General features: G+C 42.7%; 8 protein-coding genes. All 8 read left to right on the top strand.

The window, feature by feature from the left end:
* The first annotated feature begins 57 nt into the window (after positions 1 to 57).
* The 8 genes from AC1D0K_RS09100 to AC1D0K_RS09065 all read left to right on the top strand — a co-directional run bounded on the left by AC1D0K_RS09100 (position 58) and on the right by AC1D0K_RS09065 (position 14,454).
* Positions 58 to 1,383: a sugar porter family MFS transporter gene (locus AC1D0K_RS09100; RefSeq protein ID WP_477391004.1), complete on the top strand. Its 1,326-nt coding sequence runs from the start codon at positions 58 to 60 to the stop codon at positions 1,381 to 1,383.
* A 7-nt stretch (positions 1,384 to 1,390) separates the two neighbouring features.
* On the top strand, positions 1,391 to 2,305 hold the full coding sequence (locus tag AC1D0K_RS09095) for a carbohydrate kinase family protein (protein ID WP_477391006.1): 915 nt from the start codon (positions 1,391 to 1,393) through the stop codon (positions 2,303 to 2,305).
* Positions 2,306 to 2,345: 40 nt separating this feature from the next.
* A complete protein-coding gene (locus AC1D0K_RS09090; protein ID WP_477391008.1) occupies positions 2,346 to 5,486 on the top strand; it encodes a SusC/RagA family TonB-linked outer membrane protein in 3,141 nt (1,046 codons plus the stop codon).
* A gap of 18 nt (positions 5,487 to 5,504) precedes the next feature.
* Positions 5,505 to 7,211, top strand: coding sequence for a RagB/SusD family nutrient uptake outer membrane protein (locus AC1D0K_RS09085; protein WP_295717155.1), 1,707 nt, complete (start codon positions 5,505 to 5,507; stop codon positions 7,209 to 7,211).
* Between the two features lie 130 nt (positions 7,212 to 7,341).
* On the top strand, positions 7,342 to 8,871 hold the full coding sequence (locus AC1D0K_RS09080; RefSeq protein ID WP_477391012.1) for a glycoside hydrolase family 32 protein: 1,530 nt from the start codon (positions 7,342 to 7,344) through the stop codon (positions 8,869 to 8,871).
* A 14-nt stretch (positions 8,872 to 8,885) separates the two neighbouring features.
* Positions 8,886 to 10,424: a glycoside hydrolase family 32 protein gene (locus tag AC1D0K_RS09075; RefSeq protein WP_477391014.1), complete on the top strand. Its 1,539-nt coding sequence runs from the start codon at positions 8,886 to 8,888 to the stop codon at positions 10,422 to 10,424.
* A 220-nt stretch (positions 10,425 to 10,644) separates the two neighbouring features.
* Positions 10,645 to 12,474, top strand: a complete 1,830-nt coding sequence (locus AC1D0K_RS09070) for a 3-keto-alpha-glucoside-1,2-lyase-like domain-containing protein (protein ID WP_477391016.1) — start codon at positions 10,645 to 10,647, stop codon at positions 12,472 to 12,474.
* Positions 12,475 to 12,486: 12 nt separating this feature from the next.
* On the top strand, positions 12,487 to 14,454 hold the full coding sequence (locus AC1D0K_RS09065) for a c-type cytochrome (RefSeq protein WP_477391018.1): 1,968 nt from the start codon (positions 12,487 to 12,489) through the stop codon (positions 14,452 to 14,454).
* Positions 14,455 to 14,499 lie beyond the last annotated feature (45 nt).

Raw genomic sequence — 14,499 nt, 5'->3', positions numbered from 1 at the left:
CTTGCAAATGGGCCTACTTTGCAATCGTAAATCCAATTAACACCTTTTATAATTATTATGAGAAAACATTCCGTCCTGGCCTGGTCCATGGTCGTAGCCCTTGGTGGCTTCCTTTTCGGGTTTGATACCGCAGTGATATCAGGGGCCGAAAAATCTATTCAGCAATTCTGGCACCTTTCTGTTATGGAGCATGGGCTTACTATCTCTATCGCGCTTATAGGTACAGTAATCGGTTCCCTTTTAGGTGCCAGGCCATCAGATATTTTTGGGCGGAAGAATACCTTATACTTTGTGGCCGCAGCCTATTTATTATCATCAATAGGTACTGCGCTAGCCGATAACTGGTACATATTTTTAGTTTTCAGGATATTGGGCGGCCTTGGTGTGGGGATCTCCTCAGTTACCGCCCCCATTTATATCTCAGAAGTATCGCCTGCCGATAGGCGCGGAAGGTTAGTTGGCTTGTTTCAGTTTAATGTGGTGTTAGGTATCCTTGTATCATACCTATCTAACTACCTCATTAGCCAGGGCGGCGAAACCTCCTGGCGCTGGATGCTGGGTGTACAGGCATTCCCATCGTTGCTTTTCCTGGCACTCATCTATTTTATACCCGAAAGCCCGCGCTGGCTTATTCTTAAAAAAGGGGAGATTGGCCGGGCGCTTGAGATACTAAGGATCATAAACCCACTCAACTGCGATCAGGAACTTAAATCTATTCAAGATTCCAGTCTGCATGCCGGTGCCTCAAGTACCAGCCTCTTCTCGGGCCAGTACAAAACGCCGGTTATACTGGCTGTGCTGTTTGCTTTTTTTAACCAGGTATCGGGCATCAATGCCATTATATATTATGCACCGCGCATATTTGAAATGGCCGGGCTGGGTGCGCACTCCTCATTACTTTCAACAGTAGGCATCGGGCTTATCAATTTCATATTCACCTTGTTGGGTATTAATATTATTGATAAGGTAGGGCGCCGTACGTTGATGCTTGTAGGCTCTTTCGGGCTTATAGCATCGTTATTCCTAGTGGCATTCACCTTTTACTCGGGCCATTTTAACGGCTTTGCCATACCTGTTTATATGATGATGTTCATCGCTTTCTTCGCCTTTTCGCAGGGAGCGGTTATCTGGGTGTTTATATCCGAGATCTTCCCCAACCAGGTGCGTGCAAAGGGGCAAACACTCGGCAGTTCAACCCATTGGGTTATGGCCGCGATAATTGCGTTTTGCTTCCCTTACTTGGCCGAGTCGCTGGGTGGAGCAATCACCTTTTCATTTTTCGGTACCATGATGATCTGTCAGCTCATTTTCGTGTGGAGGTTTATGCCCGAAACTAAAGGACGCTCATTGGAGCAGATTGAAACCAATATGGTAATGCATTAATAATTGAATGATGATGAACCCGCAAACAGAAACATTAACCCCGGCCATTTGCTATGGCGAGATTCTTTGGGATGTGCTGCCAGATGGTCCGCAACCTGGAGGCGCTTTGCTAAACGTATCGTACCACCTGAATAAATTGGGTGTGCCAGCCAGCCTGGTAAGTAAAATAGGTAACGATGTTAACGGCCAAAAGCTGGAAAGCCTGCTTGACGGCTGGGGAATACCTAAACATTTGCTGCAAACGGATACCGAACACCCAACCAGCCAGGTGATTGCCAGCATGAATAATGGCAACGAAGTATCGTACGAGATCGTTTTCCCGGTAGCCTGGGATTTTATTAACGATAGTGAGCACATCATCAAACAGCTAAAGCCATCAACTTATTTGGTGTATGGCAGCCTGGCTTCACGCAACAGTGTATCACGCAATACCTTGTTTGAGCTGTTGGAAAGCGATGCGATCAAGGTGTTTGATATTAACCTGAGGCCGCCGTTTATCAGTCGCGATTTGTTGGATGAGCTGCTTCATAAGGCCGACATTGTAAAGTTTAACCAGGCCGAACTGGAAATGGTGCAGGGATTATTCCGCGGATCATTCTGGAAAGAATCGGAACAAATCAAATTTATCCGGGATCATTTTAACATCCCCGAGATCGTAGTTACCAAGGGCGAGTTTGGCGCATCATATTACAAAGGCGATAAAGCTTACCATGTGGCGGGCCGCGAGGTAAAAGTAATAGATACTATTGGCAGCGGCGATTCCTTTTTAGCGGCATTTATTGCCAGCCACTACCGTGGCCTATCACCAGAAAATTTATTGAAAAATGCAATAGCGATGGGCGGCTTTATTGCAACAAAGAAAGGAGGTTGTCCGGATTATAAAATCAAGGAATACGAAGACTTTAAAAACAAAATGTTTTAAATAAACCAGAGGAAACCAACATATACTTAAATCAAAATCAATGAGAAAATTATTACTTATCTGTTCCTTTCTTATATTGCTAATAAGCAAGGGATATGCACAATCCCGGATCATAACCGGGACTGTATTGGATAACGCATCTAAACCAATGGATGGGGTTACCATAGTGGTTGTTGAAACCCAAAAATCAACATTATCAGATGCCAGCGGAAAGTTCAGTATCTCCGTAGCAACCGGGCAATCTTTACGGTTTTCATACGTGGGCACAAAGCCGATGCTGATGACTATCACCGCTGATACTAAAGTGCTTAATGTAGTATTTAAAGATGCAGAAAACACACTTAACGAAGTGGTTGTAACCGGTTATACCTCCGAAAGAAAGAAGGACTTAACGGGCGCGGTTGCTGTTGTTGATTTAGCACCGGTAAAAAACAACAGTTCAGGGAACACCATGCAGGCATTACAAGGCCGGGTTGCGGGTTTGTATATCGAAAAAGATGGATCGGCCAACGGCTCAACCAGCAGAATTTTAATCAGGGGAGCCAATACTTTAGGTAATAATAACCCTTTGTATATTATTGATGGTATCCCTACTACCAGGCCCGAAGTATTTCAAAATCTGTCACCAACAAATATAGCTTCTGTACAAGTACTGAAGGATGCTTCGGCCGAGTCAATTTATGGCTCACGCGCGTCAAATGGTGTTATCATCGTTACCACAAAAAACGGCGGCAATACGGAAGGCAAAGTTCAGTTCCAGTTTAATAACAGTACCTCAATTCAGTCCGAAAAATCTTTAAGGTTTAAGATGTTAAGTTCAACAGACAGAGGCAGGGCATTGTGGCAGGCTTCTGTAAATGATGGCCAGGACCCGGCTGCGGGTTATGGCGACATATACACCTTTAACTGGAATAATGATTTTAATAATCCTGTTTTAAATAGTGTGGTACCTAAACAATTTGTAGGCGGCGACCCAAATACCCTCGCTGGCAATACCGATTGGCAAAGCGTTTTGTATAAAACCGCGGCTGTTTATAATAATGATTTTACAGCCTCAGTAGGGAATAAAAACTCCTCTGTTCAAATTGATTTTGCAAATATTAAAAATACCGGCCTTGTTAGGTTTACCAAATACGGGCGTACTACCGGTAGTATTAATGCTATAACACACGCTTTTAACAGCAAAGTGGCCTTTGGCGTTAATTTAAAAATAACCAACTCAAATGAAACTCTTACCACCAGGGATTTAGGCGGCGCAAGTACTACATTTTTAGCGGTTACATTGGCTCCAACTATCCCCGTTTATCAAAAAGATGGTACTACCTATGCAGGTGAATCAGGCGCAGGTTATTCTGACAGGAATAATCCTTTGCATATGCAGGATCTGGCAAAATGGAATAATGCCAATCGTTTAAACACATTTGGCAATGTGTTTTTAGAAATTCAACCGATTAAAAACCTGTTTTTCAAATCAAATTATGGTGCTGATAACGCAACCTATCTTAGTAAAGTAATAACGCCAACTTTTTCTGAAGGTGCCTTAAGCCGTACAACCAATAGTTTATTCTTTGATCAAAATCATTACCTGAGTACTACTTTTTCAAACACTTTAAGGTATAACTACGATTTATCAACGAATAACCACTTCAAATTTTTAGCTGGTACAGAATATATTAAAACCTTTACAGATTTCCAGACCACACTTAAGCAAGGTTACGCCATACAAACCGAAGACTATTTTACCTTAGATGCAGGTACCGGCAATACTATTGTTTCCGGCAGATCAACCGGTAATAGCCTGTTCTCGCAGTTTGCACGTTTGGATTACAGTTACGGTGGTAAATATTTAGCATCAGTTACTGTGCGCCGCGATGGTTCGTCAAGGTTTGGTTCAGATAATCAGTATGGTATTTTCCCGGCAGCATCTTTCGGATGGAAAATTGACCAGGAAGGTTTTATGAGGAATAACGCCATTTTTTCTGAATTGAAATTAAGAGCCGGTGTAGGTAGGGTAGGTAATCAGGAAATTGGCGACATCTCGCGTTTTGCACTTTATGGTACAAGGTATGGTACGACTCAGAACCAGCTAACCCCAGGATTTTGGGAACAATATATGAATGTTGGAACCGCGTATTCTTTGTCGGGTGCCAACACAGGTTCCTTACCTTCTGGTTTTGTGCAAACACAGGCACCAAACCCCGGCCTTAAATGGGAAACTACCGATGAAATAAATGCAGGGTTGGATTTCGCCATATTAAATGACCGGATTTCGGGCTCATTTGATTATTTTACCAGGAAAACCACCGGCATTTTGATTACACCTCCTGTTGCATCTGCATTGGGCGAAGGACAATCAAAAACAGTTAACGGTGCATCAAAGAGCAATAGAGGCTGGGAATTTTTAGTAACCTATCACGGGCAGCAAAGGGGAGATTTTAATTACAATGTAACTTTAAACTTTTCGCACTTCAGAGACAGGATCACCAGCCTGCCAGAGGATGTGAGGCCAGCCTACCCCGGAAATTTACAAAATACCATATTGGGTCATTCTCAGTTTGATATTTTTGGCTACAAAACCAATGGCCTTTTCCAATCCCAGGCCGAAGTAAACGCTGCACCAACGCAAATTGGCGCTGGTCCGGGCAGAATCCGTTATGTTGATACTAATAATGACGGGAAAATTGATGCCAATGATCAAACCTGGATAGGGACTACATTGCCCGCTTTAGAGTACGGTGCAAGAATTGACTTAACCTATAAAAAATTCGATCTGTCTTTATTTGGATCGGGTGTGGCAGGCCGAAAAGGATTTGATGTATACACCTTGTATAACAACCTGATGCATAGCCGTGAAAACGTTGGTCCGGGAGTATTTCAAGGCTGGACACCGCAGCATACCAACACAAAGGTACCGGCATTAACATTAAAAGATAACAATAATGAAGGCCGTACTTCCGACTATTTTATTGTGAATACCTCTTACTTCAAAATACGCAACATTCAAATTGGATACACTATTGTGCCTAAAGCGGTATTTACCAGGCTAAGGGTGTTCGCGATGGCCGAAAACATATTTACGATGAAAAGTAAAAACTATTTAAGCCCCGATCCTGAAAGGATTGACCTGGACCCGGTTCCAATTCCTAAAGTTTTCAGTTTTGGTATCAACGCATCATTTTAACGATAAAAACTATTCAGTATGAAAGCAAAAATATTATTTACAGCTATTTTATCAGGCCTGATCATCTTCAGCTCCTGTAAAAAAGCGTTAGACTATACACCAAAAGGAGTATTGTCTGCATCAGATTTAAAAACACCAGCCGCTGTTGAAGGTTTGGTAACCGCGGCTTATGCTGCTATCGGGAACGGCGATATGATTGGGCCGATATATAGCGATTGGGCCTACGGCAGCGTTCGCTCAGATGATGCCTATAAAGGCGGCGGCGGTACAGGGGATGTTGGCGAAGTGGATGCTTTGGAGCATTATAACCTGGTAACCCCATCAATGGATTCGTTTGTTTCGCGTACCTGGAAAAACTTGTTTAAATCTATCTCAAGAGCAAATGCGGCGCTCAGGGCGGTTAATTCGCTTTCGGATGCCGAATTTCCTAACAAAAAAACACGTTTGGCCGAATTGAGATTTTTAAGAGCACATAGTTATTTTACGATGAAGCTGTTATATAAAAACATCCCCATTTTTGATGAAAATGCAACATCTGCCGATATCCTGAAAGTTTCAAATACTTTATCAAATGATGATTCCTGGAACAAAATCGCTGCTGATTTTCAATATGCGGTTGACAATTTACCAGCCTCACAGCCCGAAAAAGCAAGAGCCAATAAATTAAATGCCCAGGCTTATTTGGCCAAATTGAAATTATACCAGGCCTATGAGCAGGATGATAAACATCATGTAACCAATATCAATAAAACAAGGTTGCAGGAAGTAGTTACCCTTACACAGGCAGTTATTGGCTCGGGTAAATATTCATTAAGTAATGATATTGCTGATGATTTTTTACCCGAAACAGAAAACGGACCAGAATCAGTATTCGCGATACAATTCACCATTAATGATGGTACTACTTCAGGGCGTTTAAATTTCGAAGATGGGTTAAACTATCCGCATGGAGCACCTCAGTACGGATGTTGCGGATTTCATGCCGCAAGTCAAAATTTAGTAAATGCGCATACAACGGATGTAAATGGTTTACCTAATTTTGATAACTTCAACAATAGTATAGCCGATTTAACAAAAGTTACTGTTGACCCGCGATTAGATCATACAGTAGGTATAGACGGGCATCCGTATAAATATGATAATACAAAACCGTTCAGCAATAGCTGGGTGCGCGATCCGGGTGTTTATGGAAATTTTCATACCATGCGTAACCAGCAACTGGCTACCAGCTCATCATATTTTAAGCTTGGTCCGTTTATGGGGTCGGCAAAAAATTATGATATAATCAGGTATGATGATATCTTATTGATGCAGGCCGAAGCATATATTGAATTGGGGCAACAGGCAAGCGCTTTACCACTCATTAACCAGATACGCAACCGTGCCGCGGCAAGTACAGGGCGGCTTAAAAAGTTAGATGGTACTTTCCCATCAACCTACAATGTAAAGCCCTATAGTTTAGCAAACTGGAATCAGGACTATGCCCGTAAGGCATTACAATGGGAAAGACGCCTGGAATTTGCGACCGAAGGTGCACGTTTCTTTGATTTAGTGAGATGGGGAATTGCAGAAAAAACTTTAAACGACTATATTAACATTGAAAAAGGTAGAAGACCATTTTTAGCAACGGCTAAGTTTACCGCCGGGAGAGATGAGTACCTGCCAATTCCACAATCAGAAATTACATTTACCAACGGTTTATATAAACAAAACCCTGGTTATTAAAATTGTTATATAAAATTAATGGGCACCCGGCTTAATAAATTAAGCCGGGATGCCTGTTATTTATGGAATATTTATTTTAAGTTTCTTGAATACCCCCGCCAAATAATATAACCTGTTAATAGCTTAAATTATGAAAACAAAATGTGGCGTATTAATGCTGATTGCTTTTCTTACAGTAACATGTATTTGTAAGGCTCAGGATTTGCCAAAACCTTACACGGAGCAGTATCGCCCGCAGTTGCATTTTTCGCCAAAGGCGCATTGGGTAAATGATCCCAATGGTATGGTTTATTTTAACCACACTTACCATCTGTTTTTCCAGTATTATCCCAAAGATATTGTTTGGGGTCCAATGCACTGGGGGCATGCGGTAAGTAAGGACCTCATCCACTGGAAAGAGTTGCCGATAGCTTTATATCCTGATAGTTTGGGTTACATATTCTCTGGCAGCGCCGTGGTTGATTCCAACAACACTTCGGGTTTTGGTAAAAAAGGAAAGATTCCCATGGTAGCTATCTTTACGCATCATGACCCTAAAGGGGAGAAAGCGGGTAAGGATAATTATCAGAACCAGAGTATTGCTTATAGCCTGGATGAAGGAAACACATGGACGAAGTACAAGGGCAACCCGGTATTGAAAAACCCGGGTATTAAGGATTTTCGTGATCCTAAAGTAATGTGGTACGCAAAAGAAAAAAAATGGGTAATGACTTTGGCTACCAAAGATCATATCACTTTTTACTCGGCGTCTGATCTGAAAAACTGGAAGAAGGAGAGTGAGTTTGGTTTAAGAGAGGGAGCGCACGGCGGGGTATGGGAATGCCCCGACCTGTTCCCTTTAAAATTGAATGGGAAAACTTACTGGGTATTGATTGTAAACATTAATCCCGGAGGGCCAAACGGAGGATCGGCCACGCAATATTTTATTGGCAGCTATGACGGCAGCAAGTTTACACCGATGGATACCCAAACCCGCTGGCTGGATTATGGTCCGGATGAGTATGCCGGTATAACCTGGGGAAATACAGGCAGCCGCAAAATATTTTTAGGTTGGATGAGTAACTGGGAATATGCCAACCAGGTGCCAACCGAAAAATGGCGCAACGCCATGACAATTCCGCGCGATCTGCAATTAAAGCAAAGCAAACAAGGTATCGTAATTGCATCAACACCCGTTCCCGAACTGGCTACTATAAATGCAAAGAGTTTGGCTTTAAATAACCTATCGGTTAATAAAACGCTTGATCTGTCATCGAAGGTAGCGGGCTTTAAAAGCCAGTATGTGTTAAAAATGAGTATGGCGCAGTTAAAGGGCTACACCATTAAACTATCAAACAAAAAAAGCGAAGAACTCCTGATAGGTTATGACGAAGCCAAAAATCAATACTTTATTGATCGCACAAAATCCGGGAAGGTTAGTTTTCAAAAGGATTTTGCAGGACAAGCTAAAGCACCAAGATTTACGGGTGCTAAAAATTCAGATATTACTATAGTGGTTGATAAGGCATCGGTTGAGGTATTTGCAGATGGAGGATTAACCACCATGACGGCTGTTTATTTCCCTAACGGAGATTTTACCGATCTGGCAATAACAGCAAATGAAAAATTGAATATAAAAAACATTAAAATTACACCACTAAAATCCATCTGGAATAAATAAAATCCATCTACTCTATGAAATCTATTAACAGCGTTATAATAACCTGCCTTTTTGTTGTTGCTGTAAACCGTATGGCATTTGCCCAGGATGTGCCAACCCCGCAATGGCGGCCTGCATATCATTTTACCCCGCCCAAAAACTGGACGAATGACCCCAATGGTTTAATATTCCTGAATGGAGCTTATAACTTATACTATCAGCATAACCCATCCGAAAATAAGTGGGGGCACATGAGCTGGGGCCATGCCACCAGTACCGATCTGGTACATTGGAATAACCTGCCTGTTGCAATACCCGAAATAATGACAAAGGACACTACCACCTGGATCTATTCAGGCTCGGCGGTGCTGGATAAAAATAATACAAGTGGTTTTGGCAAAAATGGTAAGGCACCCATTGTGGCCATTTTTACAGCCGATCAGCCTAAGCAAAAAAAGGAATCACAATTTATTGCTTACAGTAATGATGGTGGCTTAACCTATACTCAATATGCCGGTAACCCGGTGATTGATCTTAACATGAGGGATTTTCGCGACCCCAATGTTTTTTGGCATGAGCCAACCAAACAATGGATCATGACGGTGGCCATGGTTGATGAGCATATGGTAAGGATCTACGGTTCAAAAAATTTAAAACATTGGACAAAGCTGAGTGATTTTGGTCCTGCAGGTTATACAAAAAACGGGTGGGAATGCCCATCGTTGCTGCCATTGGTAGTTGATGGTAATGCATCCAATATAAAATGGGTGCTTTTTGTATCATCAGGAGGTGAGCACGGCCCGCTAATGCAATACTATGCTGGCGACTTTGACGGCACAAGCTTTAAAAACAACAACGAAGCTAATAAGGTATTGACCGTTGACTACGGAGATGCCTTTTATGCCGCCATAGCCTGGCGCGATGCGCCCGAAAATAAAAAGATTCTTTTAGGTTGGATGCAGAACGGCAGGAAAGAAACATTTCCATGGAAGGGACAGATGTCTATCCCGCATGATCTGTCGTTAAAAACTACCGACGAAGGTTTAAGGCTGATCCAGTCGCCATCTGAGGTAATCAGCAAATCGCTTGCTAAGCATGCAAAGAGCGTTCTTACAAAAAAGAACATGACTGTTGATGGCAACGTTGAACTTTCTGCAGATGGACGTTTTAACAGTAATTCAAACTGGATTGACGCTGAATTTGAGGTGAACGCTTCCCAGAAAACCGGCTTTGTTTTAACAGAAAAAAAGGGGACATCAAAAAAAGTAATAGTAGGCTATGATGCCGCCAAGCAGGAACTGTTTGTAGATTGTACCGGTTCAGAAACAGGGAATAAGGATTCCCGGAATTTGATTCAAACCGCACCTTTAAAGCCGGTTAATGGCATAGTAAGGATACAGGTATTGCTTGACAGATCATCATTAGAAGTTTTTGGTAATGGCGGCGAACGCGTAATTTCCACCATGATTTACCCAGATAATGATGCTACCGGCGTTGCGGTATTTGCTGAAGGGAAAACATTGATCAAGAGTTTAAAAATGTGGGATTTAAGCAATAACCTGCCTAAGTTATAGCCTTTTTAATTCTTGGTTTATCCTGATATTTAGTCAATTATAAGGCGTTCCTGCTAAAAGGGAACGCCTTTTTTTATGCCTGCTTGTCAGGTAATTTTAGATTAACTATTGTTAAAATAATATTCGTAATCGATTGCGTAATTTTACTAAATTGCCAACTGTAAAGCTTCTTCGCTTTAAACTACATAAACCATATTATAATTTAAATCAAATGTATTCTATGAAGTATCCTCCTGTAAACTTTAGCGGTAAAAAGTTTTTGGCGTTGCTTGTTTGTGCGCTGGGTTTCCAAAACCTCATGGCGCAGAACAAAGTACCACTTAATGACTTGTCTTTTTTTCAGGATCTATCATCAAACTGGAAGCTGGCAACCAATGTGCAGGCCGATCTTTTGCAGGATGAGATTTTAACCTTTAAGGATGGTACAGTTATCCTGGTTAACCTGCCCGGTAAAAAAGGTGCAAAAGACCTGTTTACCAAAGCTAATTATGGTGATGTGGATATTGAGCTTGATTACCTGATGGCCAAAGGCTCAAACTCAGGAATATATCTGCAGGGGCGGTATGAAATTCAGTTATTGGATAGCTGGGGCGTAGTTAACCCAAAATCGGGCGATAACGGCGGTATCTATGAACGCTGGGATGATAGCAAACCCGATGGACAGCAAGGGTATGACGGGCATGCGCCAAGGCAAAATGCCAGCAGGGCACCCGGTTTGTGGCAACATATGAAGATCTCGTTCCAGGCACCGCGCTTTGATGCAGGCGGGCAAAAAATATCAAACGCAAAAATAATATATGTTTGGCTGAACGGTGTTTTAATACAGGATAATGTGGAGCTTGCAGGGCCAACCCGCGGGGCTATAGATAATAAGGAAAATGTTGCCGGCCCTTTACGCATCCAGGGCGATCATGGCGCGGTAGCTTTCAAAAACATTATTATAACAAGTTTTGATAAATCGCATCCGGTGTTATCAAACTTAAAATACCAGGTATATAAAGGCGGCTCACTTACCGAAGCTGAATACAAAAAGCTGAAACCCGACGCGGAAGGCAGCTCAACAATTTTGTCATCAAACCAGGGTAAATTAACCAACGATTTTTTGATCCGTTATACGGGCAACATAAAGGTTACCGAAGCCGGTGAATATGAATTTAAACTAAGTGTACCCGGCGGTAAAGGTTCTTTACACATTAATGGCGTCGATGCAGTACCCCAGGCTGATAACAGAGGGACGGGCAAAATTCAATTGCAACCCGGCGACCATAATTTCGAGCTTTTTTATTCAAAAACTGCTGACTGGGCTAAGCCTTCTTTAGGGCTTACGGTAGCCGGCCCCGGCATCCGCGAATATTTGTTGAGCGATGCCAATGTAAGTTCAAATGATCCTATTGATCCAATCCTGATCAATGCTCCTTCAAATACCATTTTGCGCAGTTTCTCTGATCTGCCGGGCGGTATCAGGGTTACACATGGCGTAAACGTGGGCAGTGCAGAACAAGTACATTATACTTATGACCTGGATAAAGGAATGATAGTTGAAGTATGGCGCGGCGGATTCTTAGATGCTACCCCCATGTGGCATGAACGCGGCGATGGCTCATCGCGCCCGGCCGGCTCAGTGCTGTATTTGGGCAAACCAGTGCCTGCAATTGAAAAACTGGCTAACGCGCAGGCTGCCTGGGCGCCCGATACCGCTGGTACAGGTTATAAACCTAAAGGGTATATTTTAAATACCAATGATCAGCCGGCTTTCAGGTATATCATTTATGGTTCAGTAGTGAATGATGCCAGTACCGTTATGGACAAAGGGCAAGGCATTCACCGCGAAATAACTTTGCAAAACCCAATTGATGGTTTATTTGTACACCTTGTTACTGGTGATAACGTTGAGGACCTTGGTAATGGCTTATATACGGTTGATAACAAATCCTACTATATCCGCATAGATGACGCTGGAGGAGTCAAACCCATTATTCGCGACGCGGGGGGTAAGCAGGAGCTTATCATCCCGATCCAGAAAAAATTAACCTATTCCATTATCTTTTAAGTAGCCTTCATCATGAATTACACACTAAAACAAATGATAAACAGGGCCACATTATTTACTACACTGATAATTGCCGCTCTTTTAAACTATACACAAAAGACATATGCCCAGGCAGAATCGCCGAAGGAAGATGATTTTTTTAAAATTATGAAAGTGCCCGCTCCCGAGGGTACCATTTTGGAAGTTGGCGGTTTATGTACTTTACCCAACGGAACGCTTGCGGTGACCACCCGCCGGGGCGATATTTTTATGGTAGAGAACCCTACCAGTCAGCATCCGTTCTTTCGCAAGTTTGCATCTGGCCTGCATGAGGTTTTGGGAGCAGCCTGGAAAGATGGGGCTTTGTACGTAGTACAACGTGGCGAACTTACCAAACTGGTTGATACCAATATGGATGGAAAGGCCGATGTTTTTGAAACCATTTATGCCTGGCCTTTATCGGGCAATTATCATGAATACAGCTTTGGCCCTAAGATAGCGCCAGATGGATCTTTCTTTGTTACGCTGAACCTTGGTTTCCCGCCGGATTGGTGGCACCCTAAAAGTTTTGTACCATACAGGGGATGGACCTTAAATATTAAAGAAGATGGAACGGTTACTCCATGGGCTGCCGGGATGCGCTCGCCATGCGGTATCAGTATGATTGATGGGGAATTGTGGTATACCGATAACCAGGGCGATTGGGTGGGATCGGGCAGTATTATGCAGGTTAAAAAAGGCGCTTTTATGGGCCATCCATCAAGTTTGGTATGGACTAATTTGCCAAACTCGCCATTGAAACTTACGCCCGAGCAATTCTTTGCCAAAAACAACCCGAGGATTGAATTTGATAAAGATGGGCAGCCGTTTAAACCACAGAATATTGTTAACGAAAAGTTTAAAACCGAGTTTGAGGCAAAAAAAGAAATCCCGGAATTGCAATTGCCCGTTGTTTGGCTGCCGCATGGCATCCTTGGAATTTCCAATTCCGAAATTGTAAAGATTCCCGAAGGCGCTTTCGGTCCGTTTGCAGGCCAGTTATTGGTATGCGATCAGGGACAAAGCATGGTTGACAGGATTTTCCTGGAAAAAGTTAATGGCGAGTACCAGGGAGCAGCATGGGCTTTCAGGAGTGGTTTTCAATCGGGTATTGTAAGACTGGCCTGGTTGCCAGATGGTTCGCTGGCAGCAGGCGAAACCAACCGTGGCTGGGGTTCTGCAGGCGAGGCTACCATGGGTTTGCAGCGTTTAGTATGGAACAATAAAATCCCGTTTGAAATGAGGGCCATCCGTGCCATGCCCGATGGTTTTGAAATTGAATTTACCAAACCGGTAGATAAGAAGGTTGCCGAAGATATTGCATCATACTCGGTAGAGAGTTATATTTATAAGTACCACGGCGTGTATGGCAGTCCCCCGGTAAATACCGAAAAATGCCCAATAGTTGGAGTTAAAGTATCAGATGATGGTTTAAGGGCCAGATTGATCGTCAATAATTTGCGCAAATATTATATCCATACCATTACCCTTGATGGGATCCGTGATAAAGAGAATTATTTTAACCTGATTCACCCAACAGCGTATTACACCCTGAATAATATCCCCGAAGGGCAAAAACTGTCCATGACGGAAGTCAGCACCATCAACTCATCTAAAAAAATGAAAGCAGCGGCGCTGGCAACGGTTAAACCCGGAGCAAAAAAAGGAACTGGTGTAAAACTTTTGGCGATTGCCAATGCAGTGCCAACTTATGATGAAGTAAAACCACTGTTACTGAAAAACACGTGCCTATCATGCCATAATGCCAATAAACGCCAGGTTGGTCCGGCTTATATTGATGTGGCAAAAAGAAAATACAGTGTAAACGAATTGGTGCAGCTGATTCACAATCCAAAGCCTGAACATTGGCCCGATTACTCAACACCAATGCCACCGATGCCGCAGGTACCCAAAGAGGATGCCCGCAAAATTGCCCTTTGGATAAAATCACTGGTGAAATAAAAAGAATCAAGAATTAAGAGTCAAGAATCAAGAAATAAGAGTCAA

It is taken from the genome of Mucilaginibacter sp. P1_A3 (assembly GCF_056406855.1).
The sequence above is the reverse complement of the archived record's forward strand: the minus strand, read 5'-3'. Positions and strand labels throughout refer to the sequence as shown.